The 15,718-nt window shown below is 42.6% G+C and carries 15 protein-coding genes; 7 read left to right on the plus strand and 8 right to left on the minus strand.

The window, feature by feature from the left end:
- Nucleotides 1-151: 151 nt before the first annotated feature.
- On the minus strand, nucleotides 152-2,101 hold the full coding sequence (gene mutL / locus HMPREF1516_RS02395; protein ID WP_033605718.1) for a DNA mismatch repair endonuclease MutL: 1,950 nt from the start codon (nucleotides 2,099-2,101) through the stop codon (nucleotides 152-154).
- Between the two features lie 207 nt (nucleotides 2,102-2,308).
- On the opposite strand from mutL, the gene HMPREF1516_RS02400 reads away from it, so the two are divergent.
- Both HMPREF1516_RS02400 and HMPREF1516_RS02405 read left to right on the plus strand, forming a co-directional pair.
- A complete protein-coding gene (locus HMPREF1516_RS02400) occupies nucleotides 2,309-2,749 on the plus strand; it encodes a LytTR family DNA-binding domain-containing protein (protein WP_000861954.1) in 441 nt (146 codons plus the stop codon).
- Nucleotides 2,746-3,204 carry a DUF3021 domain-containing protein gene (locus HMPREF1516_RS02405; RefSeq protein ID WP_033605719.1) on the plus strand — a complete coding sequence of 153 codons (459 nt, stop codon included), beginning with the start codon at nucleotides 2,746-2,748 and terminating at the stop codon, nucleotides 3,202-3,204. Before HMPREF1516_RS02400 ends, HMPREF1516_RS02405 begins: the two co-directional genes overlap by 4 nt.
- Before the next feature lie 40 nt (nucleotides 3,205-3,244).
- Here HMPREF1516_RS02405 and mutS read toward each other — a convergent pair whose 3' ends face one another.
- Both mutS and argR read right to left on the minus strand, forming a co-directional pair.
- Nucleotides 3,245-5,779 carry a DNA mismatch repair protein MutS gene (mutS, locus tag HMPREF1516_RS02410; RefSeq protein WP_033605720.1) on the minus strand — a complete coding sequence of 845 codons (2,535 nt, stop codon included), beginning with the start codon at nucleotides 5,777-5,779 and terminating at the stop codon, nucleotides 3,245-3,247.
- Between the two features lie 50 nt (nucleotides 5,780-5,829).
- Complete coding sequence (argR, locus tag HMPREF1516_RS02415) at nucleotides 5,830-6,276, minus strand: arginine repressor (protein WP_001231483.1); 447 nt, start codon at nucleotides 6,274-6,276, stop codon at nucleotides 5,830-5,832.
- A 155-nt stretch (nucleotides 6,277-6,431) separates the two neighbouring features.
- On the opposite strand from argR, the gene argS reads away from it, so the two are divergent.
- The 4 genes from argS to HMPREF1516_RS02430 all read left to right on the plus strand — a co-directional run bounded on the left by argS (nucleotide 6,432) and on the right by HMPREF1516_RS02430 (nucleotide 10,173).
- Nucleotides 6,432-8,123: an arginine--tRNA ligase gene (argS, locus tag HMPREF1516_RS02420; RefSeq protein ID WP_033605721.1), complete on the plus strand. Its 1,692-nt coding sequence runs from the start codon at nucleotides 6,432-6,434 to the stop codon at nucleotides 8,121-8,123.
- A gap of 327 nt (nucleotides 8,124-8,450) precedes the next feature.
- A complete protein-coding gene (locus HMPREF1516_RS02425; protein WP_000084849.1) occupies nucleotides 8,451-8,696 on the plus strand; it encodes a hypothetical protein in 246 nt (81 codons plus the stop codon).
- A 214-nt stretch (nucleotides 8,697-8,910) separates the two neighbouring features.
- Nucleotides 8,911-9,051: a hypothetical protein gene (locus HMPREF1516_RS10100; protein WP_232216676.1), complete on the plus strand. Its 141-nt coding sequence runs from the start codon at nucleotides 8,911-8,913 to the stop codon at nucleotides 9,049-9,051.
- Nucleotides 9,052-9,063: 12 nt separating this feature from the next.
- Nucleotides 9,064-10,173, plus strand: coding sequence for an NRAMP family divalent metal transporter (locus tag HMPREF1516_RS02430; RefSeq protein WP_232216677.1), 1,110 nt, complete (start codon nucleotides 9,064-9,066; stop codon nucleotides 10,171-10,173).
- A gap of 81 nt (nucleotides 10,174-10,254) precedes the next feature.
- Here HMPREF1516_RS02430 and nrdI read toward each other — a convergent pair whose 3' ends face one another.
- The 5 genes from nrdI to HMPREF1516_RS02455 all read right to left on the minus strand — a co-directional run bounded on the left by nrdI (nucleotide 10,255) and on the right by HMPREF1516_RS02455 (nucleotide 14,955).
- Nucleotides 10,255-10,725 (minus strand): class Ib ribonucleoside-diphosphate reductase assembly flavoprotein NrdI, encoded by a 471-nt coding sequence (gene nrdI, locus HMPREF1516_RS02435; protein ID WP_007520838.1) that lies wholly within the window; start codon nucleotides 10,723-10,725, stop codon nucleotides 10,255-10,257.
- A 77-nt stretch (nucleotides 10,726-10,802) separates the two neighbouring features.
- Nucleotides 10,803-11,336, minus strand: a complete 534-nt coding sequence (locus HMPREF1516_RS02440) for an ABC transporter permease (RefSeq protein ID WP_000740034.1) — start codon at nucleotides 11,334-11,336, stop codon at nucleotides 10,803-10,805.
- Nucleotides 11,337-11,394: 58 nt separating this feature from the next.
- Nucleotides 11,395-12,681: a response regulator transcription factor gene (locus HMPREF1516_RS02445; RefSeq protein WP_000278915.1), complete on the minus strand. Its 1,287-nt coding sequence runs from the start codon at nucleotides 12,679-12,681 to the stop codon at nucleotides 11,395-11,397.
- A gap of 11 nt (nucleotides 12,682-12,692) precedes the next feature.
- The gene (locus HMPREF1516_RS02450; RefSeq protein ID WP_084647635.1) at nucleotides 12,693-14,363 is read right to left on the minus strand and encodes a sensor histidine kinase; all 1,671 of its coding nucleotides are present in this window, start codon (nucleotides 14,361-14,363) and stop codon (nucleotides 12,693-12,695) included.
- Nucleotides 14,341-14,955: a YesL family protein gene (locus HMPREF1516_RS02455; RefSeq protein ID WP_000514462.1), complete on the minus strand. Its 615-nt coding sequence runs from the start codon at nucleotides 14,953-14,955 to the stop codon at nucleotides 14,341-14,343. The genes HMPREF1516_RS02450 and HMPREF1516_RS02455 overlap by 23 nt, the downstream gene beginning before the upstream one ends.
- Nucleotides 14,956-15,088: 133 nt before the next feature.
- On the opposite strand from HMPREF1516_RS02455, the gene HMPREF1516_RS02460 reads away from it, so the two are divergent.
- Entirely contained in the window at nucleotides 15,089-15,658 is a 570-nt protein-coding gene (locus tag HMPREF1516_RS02460) for an MptD family putative ECF transporter S component (protein ID WP_007520842.1), read from the plus strand.
- The last annotated feature ends 60 nt before the right edge of the window (nucleotides 15,659-15,718 follow it).

Genomic DNA, 15,718 nt, shown 5'->3' on the forward strand with positions numbered 1-15,718 from the left:
GCTCAAAACACTGTTTTGAGGTTGCAGATAGAACTGACGAAGTCAGCTCAAAGCACTGCTTTGAGGTTGTAGATAAAACTGACGAAGTCAGTTATCTATATATATACGGCAAGGCGACGTTGACGTGGTTTGAAGAGATTTTCGAAGAGTATTAATATTTCCCCAACTCACGGAGGCTGGTGTGATTTTCCTGAATGCGTCGAAACATTTTTTCCATATCTGACTTGGTGAAATGCACCAAAACAGGACGTCCGTGGGGGCAGTTATAGGGGTTGTCGCATTGAGAGAGCTGATAAAGGAGTTGTCTGGCTGAATGGTCATCGATACGATGGTTAGCCTTGATAGACCGCTTGCAGGACATCATGATGGCTAGCTCTGCTCGGTATTTCTTGATCGAAACTTCCTTGGTCAAGAGCAGCATGTCACACATTTCATAGATACCAGACTCGATTTCTTCCTCTGCCATCCAAATAGGATGTTCACGTAGGATAAATTGATTTTCTCCGTACTCTGCTAGAAAGACACCCACTTCCTCTAAGAGAGGCATTCTTTCCCTGAGACGAAGGGCATCATCTGCTGGGAATTCAAAGATGTAGGGCACTAGGAGTTGTTGCTGGCTCTGGTCAACATTACCTATGCTTTCACGGTATTCCTCATACTTGACCCGTTCCTGGGCTGCATGTTGGTCTATAATGTAGAGGCCATCTCGCCCTTGGGCAAAAAGATAGGTCCCGTGCATTTGTCCGAAAAACTCCAACTCTGGGAAGCTGGATGCTTCTTCTCGCTCCAGCTTGTCATAAGCCTTATCGAGGCTAGCAAGGTCCAACTCTGGATGGTCTAGTTGGTCGTAGTTAGCCGGCTTTCTCTCCGCAAAATGCAGTTTTGCGGGCTTGGTTAGCTGGTCCAAGGTTTCCTTGGCAAACAGGGTTAGGTCCCTACCTTCCTCAGTTAATTCAACCTGATGATCAGCCACCTCAGCTTGACAAGGTCTTGAGAGTTCTGTTTTTTCATAGTAGAGCGTATTTTCTTTGAGTGGGAGAATGGTCTGTTCTACCTTTTGACGATTGCGCACGGTAGATTTGGCAAGATTTTCCAAGGCATCAGGTATCAAGGTCTGTTCCTTCAGACTCTTTGCGATAGCCTCTGAAACCAGCGTCATCAGCTCTCTTTCCTTAGAAATCCGCACTTCTTGTTTGGTTGGATGCACATTGACATCAGCTAGATAGGGATCAATATGGATGTGAATGACAGCCAGTGGAAAACGGCCCACCATAAGCTTGCTTCCGTAACCATCCAAAATAGCACGATTGAGCAAGAAGTTCTTGATATAACGACCATTGATGAAGAGGCTGATATAGTTGCGATTAGCCCGAGTCAACTCAGGCAGAGACACAAAACCTGTAATTTCGAAATCTAAGTCCGAGTTTTCAATGGCAATCATCTTCTTAGCACTCGCCAAACCGTAAATCCCTGCGATAGCTTGACGCAGTTGACCAGTCCCTGCTGTCCGCGTCATTTCCTTGCCATCACTAATCAAGCTAAAAGAAATCTCAGGACGGGCCAAGCCCAGACGGTTGACAATATCAATGATATGAGACAACTCCGCTTGCTGGCTCTTCATATACTTGAGACGGGCAGGTGTGTTGAAAAAGAGGTCCTCCACACAAACTTTGGTTCCCACAGGACTAGTCGCTGGGATGACTTCCTCAACTTCACCCCCACGCGCAATGAGCTTAGTCCCGTGGCTTGCGCCATCCACCATAGTCAACAGAGTTAGGACACTAACAGAAGCAATAGAAGGCAGGGCTTCACCACGAAAGCCGAGCGTCCGAATCCGAAAGAGATCTGCTTGATTTTTTATCTTACTGGTCGCATGGCGACGTAAGGCCAATTCCACCTCATCGTGGGCAATTCCATGACCATTATCTGTGATTTGGATCTTCTTGAGACCGGCTTCCTCAATTTCAATGATAATCTGGCTAGAACCCGCGTCAATGGCATTTTCTACCAACTCTTTGACTACACTGGCAGGACGTTCAATCACTTCCCCTGCCGCAATCTGGTTTGCCAGCACTTCTGGCAATTCAATAATATGAGACATCTTTCAGCCCCTTTCTGTATCTATTTTCCTAGAAATTGATTAGTGCTATTATACCACATTTCAGATAGGACCGAAAAATCAAGCGCCACATAGACTCCAAATCCCTCCACATAGACAAAGTCCCTTGCCATGGGTCGTAAAATAGTGTTTAATAAAGGTGTACAGGAAGTGATCACAATTTTGTATGAAATGTAAGGAGAAAAATTTATGAAAGTAGAACTACAGATTAGCGAGTTTTACGAGGAAGAAAAGCTGATTGTCCAAGCACCTCAAGAAACCAAAAAAGTCCAAAAAGTCATCGAGTTCGCTGAAAATCTTGACCAAAAAGAAACAATCAAAGGAAAGATTGATGATCAGGTCTATCTAGTTGAAATTGGTAAGATTCAGCGCTTCTATATCGAGAATCGCAAGGTTCTAGCAGAAACTGCATCTCAGACCTATACCATTGATTCGCGTCTCTATCAAGTTCTTGACATTCTGCCGACCACTTTTATCCAAATTTCCCAATCAGAAATCGTTAATATTGACGCTATCTCTCATCTCAAGCTCACGCCCAATGGTCTGGTTGAAATTTTCTTAAAAAATGAAAGCTTCACCTACTCTTCACGCCGTTACCTAAAAACCATCAAGGAGAAATTAGAACTATGAAAAAACAAATCTTTCACGATGCAGCCGCTGGTGTACTTATCGGCCTCATCCTCTCTATCCTTTTTTCACTCATTTATGCCCCAAACACCTATGCGCCACTGAGTCCCGAGTCTCTCATCGGCCGAGCGATGGTTCAACATCAGGTTCACGGTGCCCTGGTCTTGCTCTACTGCACGATTATCTGGTCAGCTATCGGCGTTCTCTTTAGCTTTGGCAGCCGCTTATTCAGCCGTGACTGGAGCCTGCTCCGTGCCACACTTTCCCATTTCTTCCTCATGCTGGCTGGCTTTGTCCCACTGGCAACTCTGGCTGGTTGGTTCCCCTTCCACTGGACCTTCTATCTCCAGCTCATTCCAGAGTTTGCGATCGTCTACCTCATCATCTGGGTTATTCTCTATAAAAGAGAAGCTAAAAAAGTAGACCACATCAATCAACTCTTGTCCCATAAAAAGTAATAGAGAAAAACCCACTCACAAATGCATGAGTGGGCTCTTTTTATAATTTTTGTTTGAGCTCGACTAAGACATTCATAGCCTGCATAGGTGTCATATTGTACACATCCAGTTTAGCTAATTCTGCTAGGATAGGATGTTCTTCAGGCGCATCAAAGAGTGACATCTGCTCTGTGACAGCACTTGTTTCTCTCATTGGAGCAGGACTTTCCGTCCCCTGATTCTCCAGTTGTGTCAAAATCTTATCCGCCCTTGCTAAAAGTTCTGCTGGTAAACCAGCAATCTTAGCAACATGGATACCGTAGGATTTGTCAGCTGGTCCTGGTTCTATCTTGTGAAGGAAGGTGACTTGTCCTTCCTGTTCTAAGGTTGCCACGTGAACATTGACCAAGTGTTCCAGGCTAGACCCCAGACTGGTCAACTCATGATAGTGAGTCGCAAAGAGGGTCTTGGCTCCGATATGTTCATGAATGTATTCGATGATGGATTGGGCAAGAGCCATCCCATCATAAGTCGCAGTTCCTCGACCTAACTCATCAAAGAGAATCAAGGAATCCTTGGTCGCATGCGAAATGGCATTGTTGGCCTCCATCATCTCTACCATGAAGGTTGATTGACCTGAAACCAAGTCATCTGCTGCTCCGATACGGGTAAAGATGGCATCAAAAATCGGCAAATGCGCACTTTCTGCTGGCACATACGAGCCTAGCTGGGCCATAACCGCTGTTATGGCTAGCTGCCGCATGTAGGTAGACTTCCCACTCATGTTTGGCCCTGTGATTAGCTGAATACTCGTATCTTCTGCCATCTGAATGGTATTAGGAATATAGGTCTGAGCTCCCATGACCTTTTCGACGACAGCATGGCGCCCTTTCTGGATATCAATTTGTGAATCCTCTCCAAACTCCGGTCGAATTAAATGCTGGATTTCAGCCACAACCGCCAGACTTTGCAAGACATCAACTGTCGCAATTCCTTGGGCTAGAGCCTGCAAACGCTGGATGTACTTGCTGACTTCCTCACGGATGCGCATAAAGATTTCATATTCTAGGTTGGCTGACTTCTCACGCGCCTCCAGCATATCCCCCTCGATCCGAGCTAATTCCTCGGTACCAAAGCGTTCTGAGTTTTTCAGTGTCGCCTTGCGAAAAAAGTGGGCTGGCACATTTCCCAGTTGCGAATTGGTCACATGGAAATAGTAACCGTCCTTTTTATTGTAGTCAATCTTAAGCGTGCTGATGCCAGAGTTTTCTCTCTCCTTAGCCTCAATCTCAGCAATCCAGCTAGTTCCTTCTCTGAGCACACGACGGTACTTGTCTAAAGTCTCATCAAATCCCGTACGGATAATGCCACCTTCCGTAATCACGTGAGGAGCTTCAGGAGCAATCGCTGCGCTAATCAAGCTCTCCAACTCAGGAATGGCATCCAACTGTGCGATAAGATAGCCCAGAGCAGGCTGCTCCATGCCTTCTAAAATCGCACGAATCCGTGGTACACTGGATAAGGTGGTCGCCAACTGCAAGAGATCCTTGGGATTGGTCTTGCCAAAAGAAACCCGACTAGCCAAACGTTCGATGTCATAAACACCCTTGAGACTGTCCGTTAAATCACTGCGCTCAAAGAAGTGGTCAAGAAAGACCTGCACCACCTCTTGACGTTGGACGATTCGCTCCTTATCAATCAAAGGACGGTGAATCCAAGAACGCAAGAGCCGCATACCCATAGCCGTTTTGGTTTCATCCAAAAGCCAGAAAAGACTGCCTTGCTTCTTACCTGAACGGGCATTCTCAACCAAATCCAGACTAGCCTTGGTCGCATAATCCATCTGCAAGAAATCTTTGATTTCATAGCGGATAACAGGTTTGAGGTGGTTCAACTCCCTCATCTGGGTCCGGTGAACATACTGGAGGAGCTTACTAGCTGCTGCTTGCTCCACAGCTGCCAGTCGTGAATCCAGTAAATGAAGGTCCTCAAAGCCTTCTTTTTCATAAGAAAGTACCAGATTCATCTGACGGCTGAGGATTTGTTCTTCTTCCTCAGACAAGTCATAACCCAGCACCACTTCTCGAGCCTTGAGGTTGCGAATTTCCCCACAAACCAACGTGAAATCTAATAGACCTGTCACATAGAAATCACCCGTCACCAAATCCATATAAGCTAGACCAAACTGATTGCCATCACGATCTAAGGCAACCAAGAAATTATTCTGACTATCCGGCTTACTGCTATCGACAACCGTTCCAGGTGTGATGACCTGGACCACCTCTCGCTTGACAACACCGACCGCTTGTTTGGGATCTTCCATCTGTTCAGCTATAGCAACTTTATAGCCCTGCTCAATCAGAACATCGATATACTGTTGGGCAGAATGATAGGGGACGCCCGCCATGGGTATCGGATTTTCTGCATTTTTATTCCGACTTGTTAAGGAAATTTCTAAAATTTGCGCTGCATTAATTGCATCTTCATAGAACAACTCGTAAAAATCACCCATTCGAAAAAGCAAAAAAGCATCTGGGTATTGTTTCTTAATATCCACATACTGTTGCATGCCGGGTGATAGCTTTTCTGTTGCCATTTTCCGTCTCTCCTTGCTAAAAATAAGTCTTGAGAGCAACTCCCAAGACCTTATTTATCTTTCATCAAATCTAGCAAACGATCTTCCATCAGCTTGGCAACGTGCTGGTCTCGACAAATAACCAATAAGGTATTAGCACCAGCAACCGTTCCTAAAATCCATTCATCCTTGTTTGCATCTACAATATTTGCTAAGACTGCAGCTTCCCCAAGTTTGGTATGAAGTACCAAGGTGAACTCAGCTCTTGCAACTCCTTCTAAATGATGAGACAAAAACTCAACTAAATCAATCTTATCTGTCTCATTTGCTAGTACATAATACACCATATCATTTTTCTTAACCTTGGTCAAGCCGATTTCACGCAAATCACGCGACAAAGTCGTTTGTGTCACATAAACATTACGAGCTTCTAAACGATCTTGAATCTCTTTTTGTGTCCCAAGTTTCTCTTCGGTGATCATCTTTTTAATCAATTGATGCCGTTCTCTTTTTCTCATATTATCCTCTTAAGTGAATATTTATAACAAATTTTACATTTATTTTATAACTACATTATACCAAAAAAAATAGAGAATTCAAAAAAATTCTTTTCTTTCTCAAAAAATGTAGTAAATTGTGATAAAATAGTAGAAAAGTCCAAAAAGGAGCCCTTATGAATACAAAAGAACTGATTGCTAGCGAGTTGGCTAGCGTCATTGATAGCCTGGATCAAGAGGCTATTTTAAATTTACTGGAAACACCTAAAAACTCAGAAATGGGAGACATCGCCTTCCCTGCCTTTTCTCTAGCAAAGGTCGAGCGTAAAGCTCCGCAAATGATCGCAGCAGATATTGCTGAAAAAATCAATAGTCAAGCCTTTGAGAAGGTTGTTGCTACAGGACCTTACGTCAACTTTTTCCTTGATAAAAGCGCTATTTCGGCTCAAGTATTGCAGAATGTTATCACTGAAAAAGAGCACTATGCCGACCAAACCATTGGCAAGCAAGAAAATGTCGTTATCGATATGTCTAGTCCCAACATCGCAAAACCATTCTCTATTGGGCACTTGCGTTCAACCGTTATCGGGGATAGCTTGTCACATATTTTCCAAAAGATCGGCTATCAAACGGTTAAGGTCAACCATCTGGGAGACTGGGGTAAACAGTTTGGAATGTTGATCGTTGCCTACAAGAAATGGGGAAGCGAGGAAGCTATTAAAGCTCATCCAATCGATGAACTTCTTAAACTCTACGTTCGCATCAACGCTGAAGCTGAAAAGGATCCTAGCTTGGATGAAGAAGCACGCGAATGGTTCCGCAAACTGGAAAATGGAGATGAGGAAGCTCTCGCTCTCTGGCAATGGTTCCGTGATGAAAGTTTGGTGGAATTTAACCGCCTTTACAATGAATTGCAAGTCGAATTTGACAGTTACAACGGGGAAGCCTTCTACAATGATAAGATGGATGCTGTTGTAGACATTCTTGCTGAAAAAGGACTTCTTGTTGAGTCAGAAGGAGCCCAAGTCGTTAATCTTGAGAAATATGGAATTGAACATCCAGCCCTTATCAAGAAATCTGATGGGGCAACTCTCTATATCACTCGTGATTTGGCTGCAGCCCTTTACCGTAAAAACAAATACCAATTTGCTAAATCTATCTACGTCGTTGGCCAAGAACAATCTGCCCACTTCAAACAACTCAAGGCAGTATTACAAGAGATGGGCTACGATTGGAGTCAAGACATTGTCCATGTTCCATTTGGATTGGTAACAAAAGAAGGGAAAAAACTCTCTACTCGTAAAGGAAATGTCATCTTGCTAGAACCGACTATCGCTGAGGCTGTTAGTCGTGCCAAGGCCCAAATCGAAGCGAAAAATCCTGAGTTAGAAAATAAAGACCAGGTTGCCCATGCTGTTGGAGTTGGGGCTATCAAGTTCTATGATCTTAAGACCGACCGTACAAATGGATATGACTTTGACCTTGAAGCTATGGTATCCTTTGAAGGAGAAACTGGACCTTACGTTCAATACGCCTACGCTCGTATCCAATCTATCTTGCGCAAAGCCGATTTCAAACCAAATACGACTGGCAACTACAGCCTGAATGATGCTGAAAGCTGGGAAATCATTAAACTACTCCAAGACTTCCCACGTATTATCAATCGTGCAGCAGATAATTTTGAACCTTCTATCATTGCGAAATTTGCGATTAGTTTGGCTCAAGCATTTAACAAATATTATGCACATACACGTATCCTAGATGAAAGTCCTGAGCGCGACAGTCGTCTGGCCCTCAGCTACGCAACCGCAGTCGTCCTCAAAGAAGCTCTTCGTTTGCTCGGGGTAGAAGCGCCAGAGAAGATGTAAATCGCCAAAGTTACTTGATTGCAAAGCAATCTAAGTAACTAACACCAAATCCTATCAGGGATTTGGCTTGGCGCTTCACTAGTAAAGAAACATAAATATTCTCGATTTATGTTTCTTTACGTCGTAACCAGAGACACTTGCCTAAACACCTCACTAAATTGGTCAATCAAATCTATTAATTAGTTTAAGGGCTGGTCGTAATCTTCAAGTCACTTGAATGCAAGTCAATCTAAGCAACGAATGTCAAAGCCTATCATAGATTTGGTTAGGCGCTTCACTAATTCGATCTATTCACTACTATTTCTTTATCATACATGGAGATTTCCTATGAGCCAATATGCTTATATCCTCGTTATAATTAGCTTGGTTTTCCTTTTTCTGCTCAATAAGTACGAGAAAGAAAGACTGCAAAAGCTCTACCAAGAGCAACTCTTGAAGGATGAAATATTTAAGGCTGACATCAAAGAGAAAATTCACACGACTGACAACATCAATGATGTCATTGCACATATCAATAAAACTTACCATCTGGGAATGTTGCTCTCAAAAGACGTCACAGATCAATTGAAATAATCAAAATCCGAGAAGCTTTCTTCTCGGATTTTTATTCGCCCTAGTCAACGTCATCCCCTTGAAACAGCCACAGTTATTTTCATATGATTTTTGTGAATTTTTTCAGGATTTTCTAACTTTTTTCAAAATATTCTTGCATTTCTTTTAAGTTTTTTGTAGAATAGTAGCTATCTATTCAGATTATTCTGAAAATTCAAAAATAGGAGCGTTTATTATGTCACAAGTTACGTTATCAAACCAGTCAACCTGGGCAAGCAAACTAAAGGCAATGGGACCAGGAATCCTCATGGCTTCTGCCGCCGTTGGAGGTTCTCACATTGTATCCTCTACTCAAGCTGGTGGTTCTTATGGTTAGTCACTACTCCTCTTGGTTATCTTGGCCAATGTTTTTAAATACCCATTTTTCCGTTTTGGCGCCGAATATACTGCTGACACTGGTAAAACCTTGGTCGAAGGCTATGCCGAAAAAGGAAAAATCTATCTCTGGATTTTCTTTGTCCTCAATGTTTTCTCTGCCATGGTCAACACAGCTGGAGTCGCTATCCTTTGCTCAGCCATCATCGCTAGCGCCTTCCCAATGATTGGCCTTAGCATCACTCAGTGGTCCCTGATCCTTGTTGCAGTCATTTGGGCCATGCTACTATTTGGTGGCTACAAACTATTGGATGGTATGGCAAAATGGATCATGTCTGCTTTGACTATTGCAACTGTTCTTGCAGTTATCATTGCAGCAATTAAGCATCCAGAATACAGCTCTGATTTTGTCGAGAAGACACCTTGGCAAATGGCAGCCCTCCCTTTTATCGTTTCCCTCCTAGGATGGATGCCTGCCCCTATTGAAATTTCAGCCATCAACTCACTCTGGTCTGCTGAAAAGAAAAAGACTGTCAACTTTAATACAGAGGACGCCCTTTTCGACTTTAACGTTGGTTACATTGGAACTGCTATCCTGGCTGTATTCTTTGTAGCACTCGGAGCACTCATTCAGTATCCTACAGGACAAGCAGTTGAGGCCGCTTCAGCCAAATACATCTCTCAATTCGTGGGTATGTATGCCTCTGTTCTTGGAGAATGGTCCCGTTACTTGATCACCTTCATCGCCTTTCTCTGTATCTTTGGAACAGTCATTACTGTTATCGATGGCTATTCCCGCGTTAATCAGGTTTCCCTACGACTCTTGTTAAGTCAAAAAGAGGATGATAGCAAATCTTTGAACATCTGGATGACCCTCACAGCTGTTATCGGTATCATCATCATCAAGTTCTTTGCTGGTCAAGTATCAACTATGCTTCGCTTCGCCATGATTGGTTCTTTCCTGACAACACCATTCTTCGCTCTTTTGAACTATGTATTGGTGACACGTGAAAATAAAAATCTTCCTTCTTGGCTAAAACTCCTCGCTATCGCAGGATTGATTTTCCTCTTTGGCTTTGCTATTTTCTTTATCTATGCACTTGCCATCGGAAAAGCAGGATAGTTTATAAAATGGCACCCTTACGGGGTGCTTTTTGTATACTCAAAAAGCAGTTGACAATCTCAACTGCCCCTCAGTACTACTTTATTTTTCTGTTTCTAACTCATACAAGTCTGCAATGATCGCTGCGACCTTTTTAATATCTCCCAGCATACCACGCATTTCAAAGTCAGCCAAAACTGGGAAACCAAAGCGCTGACTATACTGCTTGGCTGTCAGGCAGTATTGATTGTTAAAATTACGATTACCAGAACCGACTACCCCAAAACACTTACTAGCATTGTCCCCATAGGCGATAAAGTCGCCCAGTGGAGTTGTTAAAATCTCGACATCGCCGTTATCGACACCATTTCCACCTTCCAGATAGGTCGGCAAGAAAGCGATATAGGGATGTTCCATTTCAAAGAATTCTTGACCTTCCTTGACTAGGTCCTTGATATGGATTTTTTGGACCTCAATCCCTTCGTACTGGGACAAGAGATAGTCCTTGAGTCGGGTTACAAAACTTTCTGTATTCCCACTCAGACTGATATACACTAAGGATATTTTTTTCATGTTGACCTCGATTTTTATGTTTACGATATAAAAAGAACTACCAAAATTGTAACTTGATAGTTCTTTTTTGTCAATACTTAGGCAGCTTCTTCTGCTTCAACTTCCTCAGCCAAGTCCTTTTGTTGGCGCCACATCTTGTAAAAGACTAAGGCTAAAAAGAGAACATTGATGATGATGAACAAAATATTCGTTCCTTTTGCTAATGCTCCCATTCCTAAGCCAAGGGCACTATCTTTGATTAATTGAACCGCATCTTGAACGTTCATATAGCTATAAACCAAACCAACAATAGCTAGTAGAACATAGCCAACATAAGTATAGTTTGCGAATTGTACGTTTTTACGTACGAGAAATACAAAGGCTACTACAACTAAAATTGCAGATAAAATAATCAACAACATATTAAAAATAGAGTGAGAGGATTCTGATACTTTGTAAGTATAGTTGACCGTGTCTTCTAATTGCTGGGCAGTGAGCGTCCCGCTATTTGCCAGGCTAGCACGAAGAGCATCTTTACTTGGCAATGGACTCAAGATTCCAAATAGTGACATAGATGAAATAAGGGCTGATAGAACTAACAAGACCCAAAGATAAATAGGATTCTTTTTCATGTTTTCCTCCATAAGATATTTTGAACATTATAGCATTTTTTGTACAGGAATACAACTTTTACAAGCTGGTTTCAACTTGTTTCCGATAGGCTTTCGGTGATTTTCCGCACAATTTACGGAAAACCTTGTAGAAATATCCAACATTACTGTAGCCAACTGCATAGCAAATATCTTCGATACTATCACTGGTTGAAAGTAAGAGTTGTTGCGCCGCCTTAATTCGCTGTTTATTGAGCAATTCCGCAAAGGTTGAGTTGGTTTCTCTCTTGATTAGCTGACCGAGATAGACAGGATTGATAAAGAGATCCTTACTGATATCCTTAAGTGAGAGCTCTTTCTGATAATCACGCCCAATCACCTCCAGAACGCTCACCACATTTTCATTCATGCGGTACTGGCCAAAGAACTTGGTCAAGGTTTCTTTGATATAGGCAACCAATTCTTCAAAGGAGTTAATGGCATGGATGGCTTTGACAATCTCCGTCATATCATCTGCTTTTAGGTGTTCAAACAAATGGAAGACATCCATGACAAACTGGGTGAAGAGCTGCTTCGTGATGGCCACGCGCGGGGTATTCTTCAAAACAACCTTCTCTAGCAGGGTTAATTCTTCAATGATTTGATTGATATTCCCTTGGATAATCACCCGATAAATCGGCTCGTAATAAGCAAACAAACTCTCGGATTTTTCTAGATTGACTGAACCGTAGAAGAGGGCTTTTTCAGCATTGATCTTCCAATTCTCAAAGGACTGCTGGTAGGGTGCTTCAAATGGTGTCACGACGATGCCATCGAGCGGTTGATCAGAGATGAAAATCTGCCAGTCTTGCCCCAAAACATAGTAAGGAATGGTAAAAGAGCCTTGCTTTTCCTTTGAAAGTCCTATCCACCAGTTTTCTTTACCTGCTAAGAAACTGATAAAGCCTTCTTCATCTAATTCTTGACTGAGGGTCTGACTTTGCTCCACCTTTTCTTGAAGCTGTAGCGCAATCTTTTCTAGTAAATTGCCCAACTCCACCTTGTCTACTGGCTTGACCAGATAATCCACGACACTAAGGTTCATGGCTTTTTTGACATAATCAAACTCCTGATAACCAGACAGCAAGATATAATAGGTATCTGGAAGTAGCTCTTTCATTTCCCTAATCATCTCAAGTCCTGTCTTATCTGGCATGTTGACATCGGAAATGATCACATCCACTGGATTTTTCTTAACATAGTCCAAAGCATCATCTGCGTGATTAGCTGTCGCGACGACTTGCATATCCCATTTTTCAAAGGGGATTAATCGCTTGAGCCCCTCTGTCACCATGTACTCATCGTCTACTAATAAAACTTTATACATTTCTACCCTTTCTATTCATCCTGGATAGTGATATGGTAACGAACACCTTCTTGCTCAGCTGACTCTACACTGATTTGGTAGCGATCCCCAAAGTAGAGAACAAAGCGTTCGTGTACATTTACTATTCCAATTGATTGTCGCTCTCCACTGTAGCTTGCCTCGTGTTCAAAACTTCGCTGAGCTAATTTTTCTTGCAAGCTAGCTAGTTTCTCAGAGGACATTCCTCGACCATTGTCTTCTACTAAGATTTCAACGAATCCTTGACCCTTCAAGGCTTTGATACTGATGACATTATCTGTTCTGCGATGGTCAACACCATGGGCAAAGTAGTTTTCTACTAATGGTTGGAGTGTAAATTTTGGAATCCTCATTTCTTCCAATTCTGGTGCAATCTTGAAACCATAAGCAATGGATTTAGGATAACGCACCATGCAGAGATAGCTATATTTTCGGCAGAATTCCAACTCCTGCTTCAGCGTGGTTTCCCGCTCGTCGGAGATATTGTTGCGTAACAAGCTACTAAATTCATAGATAATATCTGCCAGTTCATCCTGACTTTGCATGACGGCATACATCCGTAAAAACTCCAGAGTATTGTACATAAAGTGAGGATTGATTTGAGCCTGTAGGGCTCGCATATTGGCATCTTTTTGACTGAGCTCTAGCTGATAGATATCGTGGATATTTTTTTCCAGGCGGTCCAACATATCATTGGTTGTTTCTGCAATGAGAAGCAATTCTTGGTCTTTTTCAGAGGTATCGATTCGAAGGCCTTCTTCTCCTTGAGCAATCACCTCGATCGAATCTACTAGGTCTACGACCTGCTTTTGGTAATTTGAAAAAGTCTGTCTAAGGGTCACGTACAAAATAATGATAAAGAGAATACTTAGCCCAATAATGACAGCTGAACTCGTCAAAGTTCCTGTAAGAACAAAATTTTTAGGAACAGCAACTCGAACCTGATAACCGTGAGAGGTGACACCCACAAACCAGTTTTCTCGCTCGGCTGAGACCTTCTCCCCAATATGGAACATCTCAGTCTCAAAAGGCGAAGTTACTGTTACAGCCATTGGGATATGACCCCGAGTATTGTCAATAGCTCCATGTAAAACATCTGGGGATAGGGAGATATAGATCACTCCTAAATCCTTGTCAGACACAGGATCAGAAACGGGAATGGCAAAACTGTTGGCTGTCGGCTTAAAATCCTCCGCAGGGACTTTCTCTCCGCTGCGTTTTTCTCTAGTAGAAACATACACTTCCTTATAGTCCTGAAGGACAATAGCCACTCCAGTCACAAAATCATTCCGAACATAGATATTATCAATATTTTCATACAGGGAAACAGAGACATAAGGCGAAGTTTTACGCTCTAATTGCCAATAGAAATAGTCTGGGGTGCTAAGACTGAAATACTTATAAATCCCTTCAATTCGGGCTTGATTTTCAACCAAAGACTGAGCGAGTTGGGTTGACTCTCTGTGATAATATTCCACTTCACTCACTGTCCGAGTAGTCACACGTTCTGCAACCCGTTGGGCTTCTTTCTCACGTGAATCCCAGTCAGCATACGAGAGCATAATCGCAAAACTGGCAATGATCACAATCATAACCAAACTATAAATCCGTAAAAGAGAGTGAAGCCAGAACTGCTTCATTCTATTTTGTCGCCAATTTTTCATGGATACTTTCATAAATAGGTTCCAACATATCACTGATAAAGAAATGCCACATTCCAATTCCTACAAAAAAGAGCAAGGCAGGCATATAATAACCAACTCCTACAAGGAGAGCGGACCCGAGTAAAACCTTGGTAATCGCAGGTAAGCTCATGAAAATCCCGATAAGGGACAGTTTCAAAGTATTTTGGTAGGATAAATCAAAGTACACCTGAAGTTTCAAGGAAACAGTGTAGGCTAGAAAGACAAGAGCAACTACAAGGACATTGAGAAAGGTCGCCAAGAGGTGGAAAATCGTCTGGTGGGGCAATTGAACTAGAAGATACAAACCATAAACCAGTACAAGATCCACAAACACAAAACTATAGAAAGTCAGATTGCTCTTGACAAAATTGCTCTTATACAATTCCCAAGCTTCCTTCAAATGGTATGCTCGATAGGTATAACCGTGCTCCGCATACAAACTCATAAGGGTGGCACTAGCTGGTGCCAAACCAAAGACCACTCCTCCTGCTAGTGTTAATAGCCAGAAATAAGCTGTCGCAATCATTCCTAAAAAGATACGATTAAAGACGAATTCTAGAAATTTTCCCATGTTACTCTCCTTAAACTAACAATGTAACCATTATATCATATTTCAAGCGTTTTCAAAAATATAGAGTTCTCATTTACAATCCTTAAAAAGCGTGATACAATTGGTTTTGTTAGTTTGCATCAAGGAGATCCTCATGAAGAAAAATATCTTAACCACCCTCTTAGCCGCCGTCCTCTACTTTCTCTGTGTGGGGATTGGAGTCTTCCTAGGACACCTGGTCGACCAGACAGGTAATATGTTCTACGCACCTGCCTTTTCTGCCCTTGTCGGTGGCAGTGTCTACATGCTTCTTTTGACGAAGGTCCCTCGTTTTGGCGCTATCACCACTTTAGGTCTTTTTATGGCACTTTTTTTCCTAGCTAGCAAACATGGTGCTGGTACCTTTCTTCCAGGTATCATCTGTGGTCTTGCAGCAGATGCCATCGCTCGTCTCGGTAACTACAAAGATCGAATCAAAAACACCCTCTCCTTCTTCGTCTTTGCTTTCAGCACAAGTGGCCCTATCCTCCTCATGTGGATCAGCCCCAAAGCTTACGTGGCCACCTTACTCGCGCGTGGAAAATCCCAAGAATACATTGACCGTATCATGGTCGCTCCAGAGTTGGACAAAATCCTTCTCTTTGTCATAAGTATCCTCCTAGGCGCCTTGATGGGAGCTGTTATTGGCCAATTTCTAAGTCAAAAAATAGCTGATAAACTATAAGCTAAAGGCCCTGAAGACTAGCAATGCCTAGTTCCAGGGCCTTTTTGTATACAATCCTAA

The organism is Streptococcus sp. CM6 (assembly GCF_000526095.1).
In the GTDB taxonomy this organism is placed as follows: Bacteria; Bacillota; Bacilli; order Lactobacillales; family Streptococcaceae; genus Streptococcus; species Streptococcus oralis_BW.

What these genes read in the sequence shown, in the direction of transcription:
- mutL (WP_033605718.1), bottom strand. Translation starts at nt 2,101, where the DNA reads ATGTCTCATATTATTGAATTGCCAGAAGTGCTGGCAAACCAGATTGCG.
- HMPREF1516_RS02400 (WP_000861954.1), top strand. Translation starts at nt 2,309, where the DNA reads ATGAAAGTAGAACTACAGATTAGCGAGTTTTACGAGGAAGAAAAGCTG.
- HMPREF1516_RS02405 (WP_033605719.1), top strand. Translation starts at nt 2,746, where the DNA reads ATGAAAAAACAAATCTTTCACGATGCAGCCGCTGGTGTACTTATCGGC.
- mutS (WP_033605720.1), bottom strand. Translation starts at nt 5,779, where the DNA reads ATGGCAACAGAAAAGCTATCACCCGGCATGCAACAGTATGTGGATATT.
- argR (WP_001231483.1), bottom strand. Translation starts at nt 6,276, where the DNA reads ATGAGAAAAAGAGAACGGCATCAATTGATTAAAAAGATGATCACCGAA.
- argS (WP_033605721.1), top strand. Translation starts at nt 6,432, where the DNA reads ATGAATACAAAAGAACTGATTGCTAGCGAGTTGGCTAGCGTCATTGAT.
- HMPREF1516_RS02425 (WP_000084849.1), top strand. Translation starts at nt 8,451, where the DNA reads ATGAGCCAATATGCTTATATCCTCGTTATAATTAGCTTGGTTTTCCTT.
- HMPREF1516_RS10100 (WP_232216676.1), top strand. Translation starts at nt 8,911, where the DNA reads ATGTCACAAGTTACGTTATCAAACCAGTCAACCTGGGCAAGCAAACTA.
- nrdI (WP_007520838.1), bottom strand. Translation starts at nt 10,725, where the DNA reads ATGAAAAAAATATCCTTAGTGTATATCAGTCTGAGTGGGAATACAGAA.
- HMPREF1516_RS02440 (WP_000740034.1), bottom strand. Translation starts at nt 11,336, where the DNA reads ATGAAAAAGAATCCTATTTATCTTTGGGTCTTGTTAGTTCTATCAGCC.
- HMPREF1516_RS02445 (WP_000278915.1), bottom strand. Translation starts at nt 12,681, where the DNA reads ATGTATAAAGTTTTATTAGTAGACGATGAGTACATGGTGACAGAGGGG.
- HMPREF1516_RS02450 (WP_084647635.1), bottom strand. Translation starts at nt 14,363, where the DNA reads ATGAAAAATTGGCGACAAAATAGAATGAAGCAGTTCTGGCTTCACTCT.
- HMPREF1516_RS02455 (WP_000514462.1), bottom strand. Translation starts at nt 14,955, where the DNA reads ATGGGAAAATTTCTAGAATTCGTCTTTAATCGTATCTTTTTAGGAATG.
- HMPREF1516_RS02460 (WP_007520842.1), top strand. Translation starts at nt 15,089, where the DNA reads ATGAAGAAAAATATCTTAACCACCCTCTTAGCCGCCGTCCTCTACTTT.